This window comes from Pseudarthrobacter sp. O4 (genome assembly GCF_050157025.1).
Lineage (GTDB): Bacteria > Actinomycetota > Actinomycetes > Actinomycetales > Micrococcaceae > Arthrobacter.
Genome location: NZ_CP189591.1, coordinates 219,013 through 234,278 on the forward strand (window position 1 = coordinate 219,013; position 15,266 = coordinate 234,278).

Sequence of the window (15,266 nt, forward strand, 5' to 3'; positions counted from 1 at the left end):
TATTGCATAACGGCACGCGGTGTGATCCGCGGCACTCCCACCAAAGTTGAGGACCAGCAAAATGGCAATCACCGATTTTGAGCGTTACCCGCTGACCTTTGGCCCCAGCCCCATCCACGACCTGCCCCGCGTTACCGAGCACCTTGGCGGCGCCAAGATCTGGGCCAAGCGCGAGGACTGCAACAGCGGCCTGGCCTTTGGCGGCAACAAGACCCGCAAGCTTGAATACATCATCCCGGATGCAATTGCCCAGGGTGCGGACACGCTGGTATCCATCGGCGGGCACCAGTCCAACCACACCCGCCAGGTGGCTGCCGTCGCCGCCAAGATCGGCATGAAGGCCCGCCTGGTCCAGGAAAACTGGGTTGATTGGCCGGACCCGCTGAGCGACCGCGTGGGCAACATCCAGCTTTCACGCATCATGGGCGCTGACGTCCGCATGGACAAGGCCGGCTTTGACATTGGCATCCGCAGCAGCTGGGAACAGGCCATCAAGGACGTGGAGGACGCAGGCGGCAAGCCCTACCCCATCCCGGCCGGCGCCTCCGAGCACCATCTGGGCGGCCTGGGCTTTGCCAACTGGGCCTACGAGGTGGAGCAGCAGGAAAAGGAAATGGGCGTCTTCTTCGACACCATTGTGGTCTGCACCGTCACCGGATCCACGCACGCCGGCATGATCGCCGGGTTTGCCGGGCAGGAGCGTCCCCGCCGTGTGATCGGCATCGACGCCTCCGCCACGATCGAGAAAACCCGCGACCAGGTGGCAAGGATCGCCCGCCACACCGCGGACCTGATCGGTCTGGGCCGCGAGCTGCGCGACGACGAGATCAACGTCATGGAAGGCTGGGCCGGCGACTTCTACGGCATCCCCGTGGAATCCACGATGGAGGCCATCCGCCTCTCGGGCTCCCTGGAGGGCATGATCATTGACCCGGTTTACGAGGGCAAGTCCATGGCCGGGCTCATCGACCTGGTGCGCACCAAGGAGATTCCCGAGACCAGCAACGTCCTGTACGCCCACCTTGGCGGCCAACTGGCCTTGAACGCCTACAGCGGCCTGTTCCGCTAAAGCAAACCTGCCCCGTGCCGACGGCGCCGCGGGGCAAACGACCACAACAGCACCTGCTGGAGGGATGGATCATGACTGCACTGACCGACGTCGAACCCGGGGCCGAAGAACCCACGGTGAACGGCCGCCCGCTTTCGGCCGCGGCCACCTTGGACGGGGACGTCCTTGATTCCATCGCCCAGCGGGTTCTCTGGCTCTCCTCCGCCATGATCGATGCCGCCAACCGCGGCCGGGCCAACACGTCCGGTGTGAAGGTGGGAGGCCACCAGTCCTCCAGTGCGTCCATGGTGGGCATCATGACCTCGCTGTGGTTTTCCGAACTGACTGCCCTGGACCGGGTGTCGGTGAAGCCGCACGCCTCGCCCGTATTGCACTCCATCAACTACCTCCTGGGGAAGCTGGATGAGAAGTACATGGGCACCCTGCGCGCCAAGGGCGGCCTGCAAAGCTACCCGAGCCGCGCGAAGGACCCGGACGCCATCGACTTTTCCACCGGAAGCGTGGGCATTGGCGCCACCGCACCCCTGTGGGCTGCCATGTCGCACCGCTACCTGCGCGACACTTTCCCGGAAACGCCTAAGGCCGGCCGCTTCATCAGCCTGCTTGGGGACGCGGAACTGGACGAGGGCGCCATCTGGGAGGCCATCACCGACCCCGGCGCACGCCAGCTCGGCGAGCTGCTGTGGATCGTTGACCTGAACCGCCAGTCCCTGGACCGTGTGATCCCCGACGTCCAGATTGAGCGGCTCCAGGGCATGTTTGCGGCCGCCGATTGGCAGGTCCTCACTTGCAAGTGGGGCCGCCGCCTGCAATCGCTGTTCCTGCAGCCCGGCGGGGAACAGTTGCGCGGGCGCCTTGAGGACATGCCCAATGAGGAATTCCAGCGCCTTTTGCGCACCCCTCCCCAGGATGTACGACGCCGGCTGCTCGGGGAAGCGCCGGACCCCCGCCTTGACCCGTTGGTCGCCACCCTGGGCGACCGCGAACTCTCGGCCGCCATCCGCGACCTCGGCGGACACGACATCGGCATGCTGCTGGAAACGTACAAGCAGATCGACCCGGGCCGGCCCACTGTCCTGTTTGCCTATACCGTCAAGGGCCGCGGCCTGGCCACCGAGGGCCATCCCAACAACCATTCCGCCCAACTGACACGCTTGCAGATGGAGGAGCTGGCCGAGCTTTCCGGCATGGGCCTGGATGCGCCGTGGCAGCGCTTTGCCAAGGGCACCGAGGAAGCCGCTGCGTGCACCGCCGCAGCAAAGAGGCTGGAACGCGGGGAACCGGCGACTAACACCATCAAGAAGCTGCCGGACTCGCTGCCGTGGGCGTACAAGGCACAACTGTCCACCCAGGCGGCGCTCGGCCGGTTCCTTTCCGACATCAAGCGCGGCGCCCCGGAAGCGGCCGAACGCATTGTCACACTCAGCCCGGACGTAGCCTCCTCCACGAACCTGGGCGGCTGGATCAACAAGTCGGGCGTGTGGAGCGTAGGGGAGCGCCGCGACTGGTTTGCCGACGACGCCGACCGGCTCCTGAAGTGGACCGAAGGGTCTCAGGGCCAGCACATTGAACTGGGCATCGCCGAGGTGAACCTGGTGTGCCTGGCCGGCGAGCTGGGCGCAACTTGGAGCCGGTGGGGCCAGCCGCTGATCCCCATCGCCACCATCTACGACCCCTTCGTCAGCCGCGCCCTGGAGCCGTGGTCGTACGGAATTTACGCCGGCGGCCAGTCGATCCTCATCGGCACCCCGTCCGGTGTCACGCTCGCCCCGGAGGGCGGCGCGCACCAGTCCATCACGACGCCGTCGATCGGCCTGGAGCAGCCTGGCTGCACGGCCTGGGAGCCGGCCTTTGCGCAGGACCTTGAATGGTGCCTGCTGCACGCCATGAACCAGATCGGGCGCCCCGGCGGCCGCAGCGCGTACTTCCGGCTTTCCACCAAGCCGGTGGACCAGTCTCTGGCCGCCCTGCCGGCGGACCCGCTTTTGTTGGAACGACGCCGGCAGCAGGCTCTGGCGGGCGGCTACCGGATCACCTCGCACCAGGCCGGCACGGAGCAGGTGACGCTGGTGGGCGTGGGCGCCATGATGCCCGAGGTGCTGACCGCAGCCGCAAAGCTGGAAGGTCTGGGCATCGCGGCCGGCGTGGTGTGCCTGACCAGCCCTGAACTGGTCTTTGCGTCAATGCAGGAGCGGCACTCCGTGGGGGATTCAACACGCAGCGCCATTGTGGACACCTTGTTCCCAGCCGCGCACCCCGCCCCGCTGGTCACTGTCCTGGACGGGCACCCGCACACGCTGGCCTTCCTGGCCGGCGCCCGAGGGGACCGGACCCGCAACCTGGGCGTGACCGAATTTGGCCAATCCTCCAGCCTTGAGGAGGCGTACGGGATCCACGGGATCGACGTCGACTCCATCGCGTCTGCCGCCCTGGACCTCCTCGACAGGTAATGCCACCTTGGACCAGCGGGGAACACCATCGGCCCTGAGCAACCTAAAAACGGCCTCAGCACGTCCGGATGGGTCCCTACCGCACGAACGGCAGGCAGCGCGGTCCTGGGCTACATGTTCGTTCTGATGATTCCGGCGTGGTAGGCGTCCACGAATGGGCTGAAGGTCTGGCCTGTTCCCATCAGCCCTGCAGCCGGGCGGCAGGAGGTTAGTCCGACTCATGAGCAAACATCGCTCGTCGTCGCTTCGCTGGCGGCGCAGTATTCCGGGTCCACCTTCAGGACCCACTGGATGCCGCTGCCGTTGGTTGCCGGTGGGTGTCTTCGGGGCGGCCGGATCCAGGATCGGCAGCCTCTGGATGATCGCCGTTGCGGGAGTGTTTGCGGCCGTCCGGGTCGCCCAGTTACTGAGCCGGAGGGGGCGGCAGGGAGGGATGCGAGTCGACCGGGGTTACGTCTCGGTGAGTGTGTCTTTTCCGGCACTGTGCAGGTCAGGAGCTGAAGATGGCGCTGTGACTCCGGGTGTGGCCCCCTCCGCGGGTTTTCTGTTGCTGTTTGGAAGGCAGAGTTCACCGGCGAGAAGACCGTTCCGCCGCCGCTTTAGCACTGATGACATCAGGCTGGGGCGTTGACAAGGCAGAAAGTGGGCTGTTTAGCTTGCCGCTTGAAGACAACCGCCGCGGAAGGAATGGTGTGGCGTGAACTCTGCATTGCAGCCCGGGCGTGACATCCGTCCGCTCTCCGAGTCCGATGCAGAGGTGTATGTTGCCTCCGTGTGCTTTAAGACTGGGCCGCCGGGTGCTGCCGGGGTGGAGGTCGAGCGATTGGTCCACGACGTCTCGAATCCTCAGTTTCCGGTTCCGGTTGCACGGGTCAGCGACGCCATGGCGTCATCGGAGGGACCGCTGCCCGGCGGGGGAGTGATCACCTTTGAGCCGGGCGGTCAGCTGGAGGTAAGCTCAGCCTGCGCGCCTGGTCTACCCGCTCTCGTCACGGCGACCCGCGCAGACCTTGCAGCCGTTGAGACCTTACTGTCGGCCGCCGGCCTTTGCTTCGGCCAGGTGGCTCTGGACCCTGGTCGGCCACCCGTGAGGTCATTGGATCATCCACGGTATGCCGCCATGGAGCAACATTTCGACCGCTTCGGCCCCGCCGGACGAACGATGATGTGTTCCACGGCTTCTCTGCAGATTTCACTGGATGCCGGATTCGACAATCCCGGGTCCAGCGGCGCAGCGCAACGTTGGGCGCGGCTGAACAATCTCCTGCCGGTCCTCGTTGGCCCCCAACAAAATTGGGGCGTTGACACCGAGGGCAGCGAGGGACTTCAATGTTGTCCGCAGGGGATTCGTGGTTGCCGGCAGCACCGATACGAGGAAGTGGATCATGGCGGAAGATGCGGTCAAGGTTGCACCGGAGATCTACAAGGTCGTGCTCGAGAACGACCAGGTCCGGGTGCTGGAGGTGAGGATGGCGCCCGGGGCCAAGACCGATGTTCACGGGCACCCGGCGCTCGTGGCCATCATGCTTGAGGCGGGCAAGGTCCGGTTCTCGGAAACGGGCGGCGAAACGACGGAGATGGAACTACCCGCCGGGCAGCCGATGTACCTGCCGGCGACCGACCACACAACAGAGAACACCGGCGACGGCGAACTGCACGGCTATCTCGTCGAGCTTAAACCGTAGAACGCCAACCCACGGACTCCACCCCGCAGAATCTGCACGAGGATTACTGTTCAGCTTGTCATAGTCATCACTATCGGCAGGCGGGAGGGTGTCGAGCCTACGCCCGGCGCCAGGCGGAGTGTCGACGGCGTCGGAGGTTTGTAAATAGGTTCACTCGGTCGGGGAGCTCGGCACCGATGACCGTGAATGCGCGACGGCCGTCCTGGTGTTTGACGGCCAGCCCTGCATCAACGAGCGGCTGGCAGGCCTGCGCGATGTGCTCATCGGGGGCGCCAGAGCCGATGGCCTCGCGCCATAGATGGGGATCCGAGCGAACAGTTGCGCCAGAACCTGAGCGAGTCCATCGGAAGCCGGCTACGGCGGACACACCTGTTACCTGTTTGGTTTGTCCGTGTCTCGCGGGCGCCGACGGCTTACGCCAGCGGGGGCGTCCGTGGGGGCGTCCGTGCGGGAGCTGTTCGGCGAGAACCTGTCGCCTCAAACGCGGCGGCCAGTGTCAGCAGTGAGGTGTCCGTCGTAGGCCCGGCCCGCGATGGTGAGCCCGACGGGCATGCGGATATCGGACATGGTTCCCATCGGCAAGGTGACGGTCGGGATGCCCAGGTGACGCGGCACCAGGTTGCCGTTGGCGACCCACACACCGTTGCGTCAGCCGAGATCTGCAGTAGCCTCGTTTACGTCCATGTCCGACGGCCCGACGTCGGCGGAAGCGGGGAACAGCACAGCATCCAGTCTTAGTTTGTCCATCCACTCCTCCAGGTCCACGCGGCGGGTCTCCTCCAGGCCTCGTAGCCCGCCTTCAAGATGCGCGATCTCGGTGAGCGATGAAACGCCGTGCTCGCGGACGTATGCCGGGTAGCTGGCGATGCCGTCGTCAAATCCTGCATAGCGGTCCGGGAGCGCGCCTTCCGGGCCCGGTACTCCTGTCGGTGTCCCTACCCGACAAGTAAGTATTGAGGGGCTTGTGCTACGAGATTTGGGAGTTGTTAGTCCTGGGTGCTGATCCAGTGTTGTGCTTCGATCGATGCGATGCGCCGGTGCAGGGTGGCTCTGGACATGCCCAGGTCGCGCGCGACATGGGTGGCTGGTTCGCCGGCTGCGATGAGGCGGCGGGCGTTTTCGATCTGGCTGTTGGTGAATCGTTCCCGGCGTCCGCCGAGATCTTTGCCGGCGGCCCTGCGTTTGCTGACGCTGTCGGTGATCCGTTCCCGCTTGATCTCCAGTTCCATTTGGGCGAGTGCTGCCATGACGGTGAACACCATGCCGCCCATGGGGGTGCCGGTGTCAACGTTGCCGCCGCCCAGATTCAGCACTCGCAGATTGATGTGCCGTGTCCGTAGTTCTTCGGAGAGTCCGAGCATGTTGGCGGTGGAGCGGCCGAGGCGGTCCAAGGTGGTGATGACCAGGGTGTCGCCCTCGTGTAGGGCTTGAAGTGCCGTATCGAATGCCGGTCGGCTGCTCCGGGCGCCGCTTACCCCGTGGTCGGTATACAGGTCGTCGCGCCGGACGCCGGCGGCCAGCAGGTCCGCTGTCTGCCGGTCGGTGGCCTGTGATTTGGTTGATACCCGGGCGTATCCGATTAGTTTGCCCATACCTGGCCTCGCTTGTGTCTTGCAACAGTGTTTGCCTATGGTCCTTCTGGCCCGAGCTTATGATACATAGTAGCGAGACGCCGGGGGCCCATGTGTTTCCTGGGACGCATTTCTGTCTCGTCGGCTGTCTTGCATCCCTCGGCTTGCAAGACGAAAGAATCGGACGGATTCATACCAGGGATCGTGGCAAGGACGTCTGTGGTTCGGCTGGCGGGGTCTCACCGCCATTCTCGGCAGCATCCTTGGATAGCGGCTCCATCTGCATAAGCATCTCCGTTTGCCACGGGCATCCCACCCATCCGGCATACTCCGCCCGGGACTCGTGACCGCGGCCGACATCCCGGGGCCGGGCATCTCGAGTGTCAATGCACCTTCGAAAACACGGGAACCGTTCGGCTGGCAAGCAACAGTGTCTTTACGCCCCCGGACAACGAGCCAGAGCCGTTAGCGCCGGATCCTGTTCCATTGTTCGTGACGGGCCTAGTAGATGACGGTGCCGGTGGTCGCCACGGTGGTGCCGGAAACGGCATTGCGGCCGCTGACCTCGAGCTGGATTCCTGTCCGCCGCAGCGGTGTCTCCAAGGCCGTGGAGAGGTCCGGAATGACCCTGGTGTTGATGCTGCGGAGGACGTCCTGGATGTCGGCGCGGCTGTTAACCGTGACTTTCATCGTGAGATCCGGTTCCATGGCGGTGCCGCGCAGCAGCGCCGAGGAACCCACCACCCCGGGCAGGGTATTGATCTGGTTTTCCACCGCGGCGCCCAGCACCGAGGCATCACATAGCGTGGTTCCGGAGGCAGGGTCCTGATGCAGCCGGTACCTGTCGGCGGGATTCCTTCGTGGAATCTGTGCCAGAATCCACAACAACCCCAGGGCGCCCATGAGAACCCCGGCCACCAGGACAATGGCCGTAACAGAGGCCGGCTCGAAGACCGTGTGCAGGTCACCTGTCACGACGGGACCCTCTGCAGCGACCGTTGCAGGGCTCATGGCGTGCAACGTACCGCTGGCCACCAGCAGTATCAGGACGCCGCCGGCCAGGGCGAGAATGCCAAGGATGAGGAGCCAGGTGCGGTTCAGCGCTCCGGCGTGTTGTCGCATGGGGTGCCTTCTTTCCGGAATACGGGAGGATGGTTGCCGCGGTCATTCCCTGGACCGGACGGACGCGGTGACCTTTGGGACCGGGTTGAGCCCGGTACCGGCAAGGCGTTCCCTGACCACGGCAATGACACGCCCGCGCAGCTCCCGTGTTTCGTGCAGGGCCGTGGTCACCTTCAGGTGGACCGCGTGTGCGGAGGCCGTGGCCGATGCTGAACGGACGCCGTCGATATATTCACAGTGCGCCGCCGCGTACCGCGCAACGGCCCGCCGCGTCATGACAATCTCCTGCGCGCCCGCTTCCGGGGCTTGCCCCCCGTCCCCGGGCGCCTGCACCCGCAAGGCGTTGAAGCGGCCCGGAACCAGTGCTGCCGCCAGCAGGACGACTCCCACGACCGCCGCCGCAGCCCCGACGGCCCAGACTCCCGGATCGTTCCAGGTCAAACCGGCCAGCCAGTCCAGGGCGCCGGCCAGATACACCGGCCACGAACCCGTGATCAGCCGGGCCACTGCCGCCCATACCAGTGCCACGCCGGCGGCCAGAAGCAGCGTTCCCAGGATCAGGGCAGGAACAGCCCGGCTGGGACGGTGCCGCAGGGGTGTGGCTTTCCCATCGTGCCGGCTCATAACAGCCTCCGGCGGCCGGTGGTTTCATCGGCAGGTTTCAGCCAGGACACTGTGATGTCGATCTGGCGTACCTCCACCCCGGTCAGGGCGTTGACGCGTTCGCTGATCCGGCGGCGCAACTGTTCGGTTACCTGGCGCAGCGGTACCGGGTAGAGCAGCCCTATTTCCACGCTGAGGGCGGCGATATTGCCCGCAAGCTCCACCGTGACTTTGGGCCGGGCGGAAAAGTCCGAATGTGCTCCGATGCCCAGAAACCCTCCGGAGGACCCGCCGGCAAAGGACTCTTCGCTCGCGACCTGACCGGCGATCTTCTCCACCACCTTCCGGTCAAGGACAGTGCGCCCCCGCGATTCCAGGTCCCGGGAACCGGCAAGTGCTGCGGGGGTATTCATCGGCTGGATGCTTTGCCGAACAGGGCCTGCAGATCCAGTTTCCCTTCCGCAATACGGCCCACTAGCAGCCCAATCAGGCCAAAGAGGACCGCTATCACCAGGGCTGTAAAACCTCCGAAGGCCAAGACGATTCCTAATACCAGACCAATGGCCAGACACCATCGTGTAGTGGACATGCGGCACTCCTTCCAAAATCGGTTACCGCCCGAAAACAGGGCGGAGCGGGTGAGGTGGTTACTCCAGAGGCTTCCTGGCGTCCTCTTCGGGCCGCTCATCCTCGGGCAGATGAACATCGGTGACGTGGACATTCACTTCCAGCACCTCCAGACCGGTCGCGCGCTCCACCGACTGGATGACATTGCGCCGGATACCTTGGCTCACCTCGACAATGGACGTTCCGTACTCGACGACGATGCTCAAGTCGATGGCGGTCTGGCGTTCGCCCTTCTCCACGCTCACCCCGCCGCTGACATTCGTCTGGGAACCGGGAATCCGCTCGGTCATCGCGCCGAACGCGCGCCGGGCAGCGCTGCCCATCGCATACACGCCGGGAACCTCACGCGTGGCCATGCCGGCCAGCTTCTGGACCACGGTTTCCTCAATGGTGGTATCCCCCCGGTCCGTGTGCAGCGGGTCAGTCGTTCTGCGCGTCTCAAGGGGGGCGTTCCGTTTCTGCTCCTCCTGGGTTGCCACCATGCCTCCGGACTGTCCTGGGAGCTGCGGGGCTTCTGTCACGGGAACCATCTCCTCAATCAACCGATGCGATTTTGCCTACATGGTTAAAGACGTACGTCACCACCAAACGTCACGCGGAAAGGCAAACTGTTTTGTCCCTGCTTCCCCCGCACCGGGCATTCCCATTACCGGCTCCGTCTGAAAATATTGGTCTTAATCGCCGGAACCCGGGTGGCGCGGTTCGGCAAAGGGGATAGCGGTGACGATGGATGAGCGTGGACCCGTTGTCCTGACCCGGCCAGAGGATCTGGACGAGGCGACCGTCGTCGCCCGGGCCCAGGACGGCAACCTGGACGCCTTCGAATACCTCGTCGAGGCGTATCAGGGCAGACTTTTCCGTCTCGCTTTCCGGATGCTCCATGACCGGGGAGAGGCCGAAGACGTCGTGCAGGACACCCTGGTGGCCTGCTGGAGAAAGCTGCCGCTGCTGACAAGCGTGCAGGCTTTCAGCGGGTGGCTTTACCAGATGGCCACCAACCGCTGCCTGGACAGTCTGCGTCGACGGTCCAGTCAGGCGGAGGTCGTCCAGGAACCGGTAACTCTGCAAGCAACCGCGGATTCCTTCACCGGACCGGGAGCCGGAGGCGATCCCGCCCGCGAAGCGGAAATCTCCTGCGAGATCGACGGCCTGGCCACAGCGCTGCTAACCCTCCCGCCAGGGCAGCGCGCCTGCTGGCTCCTGCGGGAAATCCACGAACGCAGCTACGCTGAAATAGCCGCAACGCTGAAGGTCAGTGAACAGACGGTCAGAGGCCGCCTCGCCAGAGCACGCGCACAACTCGCGGAAAGGATGAGTCAATGGCAATAGACGAAACCATCCCCCGCCTGGGCTGTGGCCGCAGCATCGACGAGGTCTGGGCAACCATCAGCCAGCCCCCCACCGCCCATGAAAACGGCTGCGCCCAGTGCCGGACGGCACGGGCCAGCCTGGCAAAGCTCGCGGAGGCCGCCCGCACGCTTCGGGACAACGATGCAGAAGACCCCTCCCTGCAGCCCCATCACGCCGTCAAGGACGCCATCATGAACCTGGCCCGCGCCGAAGTCCGAAGGGGCAACCGGCTCCCCGTCTACCGGTCTGGCCAGGGGGGCATCACGATCAGCGAACAAGCCATCACTTCAGTCATCTGGTTCGGCGCCGATGCCCTTGCGGGAGTACGGGCCCGTCGCTGCCGCGTCCATCCTGACCCGGATACCGCGGACGACACCCGCCCGGCCGGGACCGCCGACATCTCGGTGAACCTTCGAATCGCCGTGGCCTCCGACACCGACATCCCCGGAACCGCCGAGCTGCTGCGTCAGCGGATCATCAGCATGATCACAGCACACGTCGGACTCAACGCCGGAGCCGTCAACATCACCGTGGAGGATTTCTACGATGCCTGAGCATCCCCTCGAAGCCCGGCTGATCAGCAGCCACCTCATTGCCGACCTTGCTGCCCGCACCGCCCTCGATACACCAGGTGTCCTCCGGCTCGAACCGACCCTGAAAAACCTCCTCACCCACCTGGGAAAAGGAACAATCCAAAATCTCCGCAGGACAGACACCCGTACCACTCCCGCCCGGCACGACGGCGTCTTCGTCACCGTCCACAACGGCATCGCCGACGTCCAGCTCGACATCGCCACCGATATCGCCTTCGCAGCCCTGAACGTCGCCCAGGCCGTGCGGGAGCAGATCACCCGGACCATCAGCCACACCGGCCTCACCCCCGGGCGCATCGACATCTCGGTCCTGGCCATAGAGCACCCACCCACCGCCACAGCGGCCCGTCCTCCCAAGCCCCTCTGATCCAGAACACCTGCATGAACTCTGAACCCAACAACCAGGAAATTCCGGCCGAAGGAAACACGAACGGAAACGGCCGCCACCAAAGCAAGACTTTCTGGGCAACGGCCATCCTCCTCCCGCCGGCGCTGCTGCTGTGCGGCATCTGGATGCTGATGATTGCCAACTACCTTCCCGCCACCGTGTTCGCCTTCGCCGCCATGGCCTCTCTGGCCTACTTCGCAGCGAGACGCCGGCGCGGCCGCAAACCGAAATAGACGCCGGAACGGCCTTCCGGCCGTCAGGCCAACTTTCCCCGTTGGAGCAGGTCTCAGCTTTAAGCATCGGGTGCCGTCTGCCTGTTTTTACCTCCGGGGTGTGTGGAATGCTTCAGCCATGCCGTTCTACATCGAATACACCGTTAATCAGAAATGCCGACATCCGTTCTGCGCTGGACGGCGCTGACCGGGAGGAAGCTCTGAGCAGGGCCACCGATGCGGTGAGGGAGGCCGGGTGCCGGGCCGCCCTGCTGCGCTTCGAGGCCACAGCGAGTACCTCCTTCGGCCAGGGTGTCTTGGTTGCCCGATGTTCGGAAACCGTTGGCTGGGAAACGCTTTAGGACAGGCCTCGGGTGCCGTGCCCCGGGCCGGGGCTCCGGAGGGCCCCGGGGAGCGTTAGGGTCAGTCTCTGGAGTCGTACCCGGCAAAGGCGCTGGTCTGCCCCGCCCCGTCAACGGCGCTGATTCAGGGCCCGGGCCGAACTGCTCAGTTAGGCGAACCGCTGAAGCGGCACCGTCGTCAGGGCTGCCCGGCGGCGTGGTGGGCGGCTATCTGGGTGGGGGTGAGGGCGGTGGTGTAGGCCATGGTTCAGGGTCATGATTGTTGCGCCTGGTTGTCTTGGGTGAGGTCGAGGCGGGTGTTCATGTCGAGGTGGAATTTGCCGTAGGGGTTGATGTGGGTCCAGAACAGCGGGGAGAGCCCGCGGCGTTCGTGGGGGCCGACGCTGTCGTGAAATTCCGGTGCTTCCAGGACGGTTTGCAGCAGCAGGGTGTTGACGTGCACGAGGGCCGACTGCAGCAGGTGCAGGGTCAGCATGGATACTTCTGCATTTTCGCGGTCGGGGCCGGTAAGGTCGCCGTCTTTGCCGTAGAAGATGACGGTGTTACCGCTGTTCCAGTTCTCCACGACCTGCAGTCCGCCGTGGATTTCCCTGCGTAGTTCCGGGTCAGCGAGGTAGTCGCAGGCGAAGATCGTGCGCACGGCGCGGCCGAGTTCCTCCAGCCCCTGGTAGGTGGGGTGTTTGGGGCCTCCGCGGGTGAAGCGGCGCAGGATTGATTCGGATTCGGCGGTTCCGAGCCGGAGAGCGGTTGCGTATTTGACCATCTGGTCGTACTGCTGGGCAATCAGGTCCCACCGGATGGGCCGGGTCAGCACCGGGACCAGCTCGCCGTAGACGGTGGTGTCGTCGGGGCGGTAGAGGCGGATGGAGCCGATGTTTTTCAGCCGCGGCAGGAGTTTGAATCCCAGCAGCTCGGTGAAGGCGAAGCCGACGATGGAGGCTCCGTGGGTATCGACGTAGTTCGCTTCGATGTCCGCGTCCGTGCAGTGCCTCAGCAGGCCTTCGATCATGGCCGCTACCTCGGAGGATGAACAGTTTTTGAGCTGGCTGTAGATGCAGGTGGAGCGCCGTTCGACATGCCAGTAGATCATCACCCCGGGTCCGCCGTAACGGTTGTGCCATTCAGTCATGAGGTTTGATTCCCAGGACCCGAATTTCTTTGAATCCGAGGCACAGGCGGTCCCGGTACCCCACCAGCCGGGATCACGGGCTTCGAAGGTGGCATTGACGAGTTTGGCGATGGCCCGGCGCAGGTTGTCACGGGTGATGAAGTGCCGGCGTACGTGCCGCAGCTCGCGTTCAGTTTCGCCGTGGCCGCCGGTGTCCACGATGGCTTTGATGCCCATGTTTGTCCCCAAGGCGAAGAGACACAGCAGCAGGCGGCGGCGCAGCGTGTCACGGTCAAGGATTTCCCGGGAGGCGACAGAGGTGAATTCCGCGGTGAAGTCCGCGAGGAAGTCCGAGTCTTTGAGTACGTCGAGGAGATCCATGGTCCCCCAGCGGCGGATGACCTCGTCCTTGAGGGCCTGGAGGTTCTGCGGTTCGGGGAGCGGTTCAATTTTCGGCACACCGATCCAGGGCTCCCCGCGGCGGGTGGTGATTTTCACCCCGCCCGCCGTGTCATTGACCAGGGCAGAATCCAGGCGTTCCAACGCCGCCGCCATGCGTTCGCGCAGGTCAGTGATGAACTCCGTTGAGTCCACCGGCTGGCGTAGCGCGGTGTAGTGAACTTCACGGTTGGCCTCGAAGTCCTGGGGCACGTCATCTTCCGGGTTCCGCCATTTGCTGGCGCCATCGACGAAGATTTCCCGGCGGCGGATTGCATCCCGCAGCGCTACCAGCACGCACAGTTCGTACGGAATACGTTCGATGCGGCCGCGTTCATCGACCACCGCCGAACGCCAGGCCTTGGGAACGACACCTTCACCCGGGACGGAAGCGTTGTCGGCGTAATACCGGACTTTCCCATCCACACCGGCGTAGCGGTTGAGCAGCTCCAGAGCCTGCATGACAGGCCGGTATGCCGTGTTGTTACAGCGAAAAGACAACGCCGCCAGCAGGGCAGGGAGCATCCGGCGGTAATGGTTGGAATAGGAACTCCTCAACACAGTTCGGACCCGGCCCTGGAATGCGGCTTCGTTGGCCTTGGCCTCACGGACCAGTTCCCTCAACGTCTTTTCCCCGACCACCGGATACAGTGCAGCCCGGACAGTATCGTCGGGGTGGCCGATCGCGGCCTCGGCAATCCGGAACAGGATCCCTTCCTTGCCCCGAACCCGGCGCAGATCCTCCGTCAGCTCGCGCTCGACCCGCCGATCAGCCCGGGTATTGATTTTCAACACCAAGGCGATCAGCAAGTCGACCAGGGCGTCTGTGATCTCCGAAGACCGCTGCCAGCACAACGCTGCCAACAGCGTTAAGCGGACAGGTGCCGGCATCGCCCTCAGGTCCGAGGGGTAGGCCCGGGCCGCCCGGGACCGCCAGGCCTCCACAAGCTTGTCCGGCGTATGCGCGAACAGCCCGGCAGGCAACCCCAGCGCACGTATCGCGGCGAGCTTGCCGACCTCCTTCAACAGGGTTTCCAACCCCACCTGGCCCGGGTCAGACTTCAGCTCTGCCAGCAACGCGATATCGGCACCGTCAGCAGCCAGGCCCTCCAGCCGAGCCGCGCACGCCGCACCCAGACGGGCGACGGTGGACTCGCAGAACTCCTTCTCGAAAGCTGCGCGGGCGGAACCAATGATGCGCTCAATCCGCCCTGGCGGCTCAATCTGCTCGGAGCGGCACCGGACAAGTACGGCCTCGCGCAACTGTTCGTGCCGCTGCTCAACCGGGCACACCTCGCGGGCCAGCCCATCAGCAACCTTCTCCTCATCACCGCGGGAAAATTCCCTGAAACCGAACGCCGACCGGATCTGAGCACGGTGACGTTCGATTGCCCGGCCAGACCATTCGTATGCATCGAACAGCACAGGATCCACCTCAACCTGCGCCCCGACATAGGCAACTACCTCAGGAGAAAAATCGGAAGCAGCACGAGGAAAGCAAGCATCCGATTCAAAGAACTTCAGCAGGAGCGCAAAACCCAGCCTCGTCACGCCTGACTTATTGGCCAGCAAATCCCAGTCATTGCCCACCAAGGTCCACGAAACGACAAGCTCATCAGACAAGGAATCCCCAGATACGCCCATTTCGGAACCCTAGCGCCGCTCCAGAAGCCCAGCAAGTTACCCGT

14 protein-coding genes and 2 pseudogenes are annotated in these 15,266 nt (G+C 64.5%); 8 read left to right on the top strand and 8 right to left on the bottom strand.

Translation table 11 applies throughout. The features are described from left to right. Window positions 1-61 precede the first annotated feature (61 nt). The 4 genes and pseudogenes from ACQCSU_RS00990 (at window position 62) to ACQCSU_RS01005 (ending at window position 5,204) form a co-directional block, all read left to right on the top strand. Window positions 62-1,069, top strand: coding sequence for a 1-aminocyclopropane-1-carboxylate deaminase (locus ACQCSU_RS00990; RefSeq protein WP_426977756.1), 1,008 nt, complete (start codon window positions 62-64; stop codon window positions 1,067-1,069). Window positions 1,070-1,140: 71 nt separating this feature from the next. Further along, window positions 1,141-3,519 carry a transketolase-like TK C-terminal-containing protein gene (locus ACQCSU_RS00995; RefSeq protein WP_426977757.1) on the top strand — a complete coding sequence of 793 codons (2,379 nt, stop codon included), beginning with the start codon at window positions 1,141-1,143 and terminating at the stop codon, window positions 3,517-3,519. An 808-nt stretch (window positions 3,520-4,327) separates the two neighbouring features. Beyond that, window positions 4,328-4,738, top strand: a pseudogene (locus tag ACQCSU_RS01000) (glutamate-cysteine ligase family protein); the annotation flags it as partial. Between the two features lie 166 nt (window positions 4,739-4,904). Beyond that, a complete protein-coding gene (locus ACQCSU_RS01005; RefSeq protein ID WP_426977759.1) occupies window positions 4,905-5,204 on the top strand; it encodes a cupin domain-containing protein in 300 nt (99 codons plus the stop codon). A gap of 413 nt (window positions 5,205-5,617) precedes the next feature. Here the strand turns inward: ACQCSU_RS01005 and ACQCSU_RS01010 are convergent. The 7 genes and pseudogenes from ACQCSU_RS01010 to ACQCSU_RS01040 all read right to left on the bottom strand — a co-directional run. Beyond that, window positions 5,618-6,122: pseudogene (locus tag ACQCSU_RS01010) on the bottom strand (amidase); the annotation flags it as partial. Window positions 6,123-6,190: 68 nt separating this feature from the next. Next, window positions 6,191-6,796 (bottom strand): recombinase family protein, encoded by a 606-nt coding sequence (locus tag ACQCSU_RS01015; RefSeq protein WP_426977761.1) that lies wholly within the window; start codon window positions 6,794-6,796, stop codon window positions 6,191-6,193. Window positions 6,797-7,276: 480 nt separating this feature from the next. Continuing rightward, window positions 7,277-7,897 (bottom strand): hypothetical protein, encoded by a 621-nt coding sequence (locus tag ACQCSU_RS01020; RefSeq protein ID WP_426977762.1) that lies wholly within the window; start codon window positions 7,895-7,897, stop codon window positions 7,277-7,279. A gap of 42 nt (window positions 7,898-7,939) precedes the next feature. After that, window positions 7,940-8,521, bottom strand: coding sequence for a DUF6286 domain-containing protein (locus ACQCSU_RS01025; protein ID WP_426977764.1), 582 nt, complete (start codon window positions 8,519-8,521; stop codon window positions 7,940-7,942). Then, window positions 8,518-8,913 carry an Asp23/Gls24 family envelope stress response protein gene (locus tag ACQCSU_RS01030; RefSeq protein WP_426977765.1) on the bottom strand — a complete coding sequence of 132 codons (396 nt, stop codon included), beginning with the start codon at window positions 8,911-8,913 and terminating at the stop codon, window positions 8,518-8,520. The genes ACQCSU_RS01025 and ACQCSU_RS01030 overlap by 4 nt, the downstream gene beginning before the upstream one ends. Further along, window positions 8,910-9,089 carry a hypothetical protein gene (locus ACQCSU_RS01035; protein WP_214852148.1) on the bottom strand — a complete coding sequence of 60 codons (180 nt, stop codon included), beginning with the start codon at window positions 9,087-9,089 and terminating at the stop codon, window positions 8,910-8,912. The genes ACQCSU_RS01030 and ACQCSU_RS01035 overlap by 4 nt, the downstream gene beginning before the upstream one ends. Window positions 9,090-9,147: 58 nt before the next feature. Further along, window positions 9,148-9,609 (bottom strand): Asp23/Gls24 family envelope stress response protein, encoded by a 462-nt coding sequence (locus ACQCSU_RS01040; RefSeq protein ID WP_426977767.1) that lies wholly within the window; start codon window positions 9,607-9,609, stop codon window positions 9,148-9,150. A gap of 244 nt (window positions 9,610-9,853) precedes the next feature. On the opposite strand from ACQCSU_RS01040, the gene ACQCSU_RS01045 reads away from it, so the two are divergent. Genes ACQCSU_RS01045 through ACQCSU_RS01060 form a run of 4 tightly spaced genes read left to right on the top strand, consistent with a single transcriptional unit; the run spans window position 9,854 to window position 11,691 of the window. Further along, entirely contained in the window at window positions 9,854-10,456 is a 603-nt protein-coding gene (locus ACQCSU_RS01045) for an RNA polymerase sigma factor (protein WP_426979898.1), read from the top strand. Further along, window positions 10,447-11,031, top strand: coding sequence for a hypothetical protein (locus ACQCSU_RS01050; RefSeq protein WP_426977768.1), 585 nt, complete (start codon window positions 10,447-10,449; stop codon window positions 11,029-11,031). Before ACQCSU_RS01045 ends, ACQCSU_RS01050 begins: the two co-directional genes overlap by 10 nt. Further along, window positions 11,024-11,437 carry an Asp23/Gls24 family envelope stress response protein gene (locus ACQCSU_RS01055; protein WP_426977770.1) on the top strand — a complete coding sequence of 138 codons (414 nt, stop codon included), beginning with the start codon at window positions 11,024-11,026 and terminating at the stop codon, window positions 11,435-11,437. Before ACQCSU_RS01050 ends, ACQCSU_RS01055 begins: the two co-directional genes overlap by 8 nt. Before the next feature lie 14 nt (window positions 11,438-11,451). Next, window positions 11,452-11,691, top strand: coding sequence for a hypothetical protein (locus tag ACQCSU_RS01060; protein WP_426977772.1), 240 nt, complete (start codon window positions 11,452-11,454; stop codon window positions 11,689-11,691). A 594-nt stretch (window positions 11,692-12,285) separates the two neighbouring features. On the opposite strand, the gene ACQCSU_RS01065 is transcribed toward ACQCSU_RS01060, so the two are convergent. Beyond that, the gene (locus ACQCSU_RS01065; protein WP_426977774.1) at window positions 12,286-15,222 is read right to left on the bottom strand and encodes a Tn3 family transposase; all 2,937 of its coding nucleotides are present in this window, start codon (window positions 15,220-15,222) and stop codon (window positions 12,286-12,288) included. Between the last annotated feature and the right edge of the window lie 44 nt (window positions 15,223-15,266).

Coding starts and splice junctions, on each gene's coding strand:
- ACQCSU_RS00990 (WP_426977756.1), top strand. CDS start 62: ATGGCAATCACCGATTTTGAGCGTTACCCGCTGACCTTTGGCCCCAGC.
- ACQCSU_RS00995 (WP_426977757.1), top strand. CDS start 1,141: ATGACTGCACTGACCGACGTCGAACCCGGGGCCGAAGAACCCACGGTG.
- ACQCSU_RS01005 (WP_426977759.1), top strand. CDS start 4,905: ATGGCGGAAGATGCGGTCAAGGTTGCACCGGAGATCTACAAGGTCGTG.
- ACQCSU_RS01015 (WP_426977761.1), bottom strand. CDS start 6,796: ATGGGCAAACTAATCGGATACGCCCGGGTATCAACCAAATCACAGGCC.
- ACQCSU_RS01020 (WP_426977762.1), bottom strand. CDS start 7,897: ATGCGACAACACGCCGGAGCGCTGAACCGCACCTGGCTCCTCATCCTT.
- ACQCSU_RS01025 (WP_426977764.1), bottom strand. CDS start 8,521: ATGAGCCGGCACGATGGGAAAGCCACACCCCTGCGGCACCGTCCCAGC.
- ACQCSU_RS01030 (WP_426977765.1), bottom strand. CDS start 8,913: ATGAATACCCCCGCAGCACTTGCCGGTTCCCGGGACCTGGAATCGCGG.
- ACQCSU_RS01035 (WP_214852148.1), bottom strand. CDS start 9,089: ATGTCCACTACACGATGGTGTCTGGCCATTGGTCTGGTATTAGGAATC.
- ACQCSU_RS01040 (WP_426977767.1), bottom strand. CDS start 9,609: ATGGTGGCAACCCAGGAGGAGCAGAAACGGAACGCCCCCCTTGAGACG.
- ACQCSU_RS01045 (WP_426979898.1), top strand. CDS start 9,854: ATGGATGAGCGTGGACCCGTTGTCCTGACCCGGCCAGAGGATCTGGAC.
- ACQCSU_RS01050 (WP_426977768.1), top strand. CDS start 10,447: ATGGCAATAGACGAAACCATCCCCCGCCTGGGCTGTGGCCGCAGCATC.
- ACQCSU_RS01055 (WP_426977770.1), top strand. CDS start 11,024: ATGCCTGAGCATCCCCTCGAAGCCCGGCTGATCAGCAGCCACCTCATT.
- ACQCSU_RS01060 (WP_426977772.1), top strand. CDS start 11,452: ATGAACTCTGAACCCAACAACCAGGAAATTCCGGCCGAAGGAAACACG.
- ACQCSU_RS01065 (WP_426977774.1), bottom strand. CDS start 15,222: ATGGGCGTATCTGGGGATTCCTTGTCTGATGAGCTTGTCGTTTCGTGG.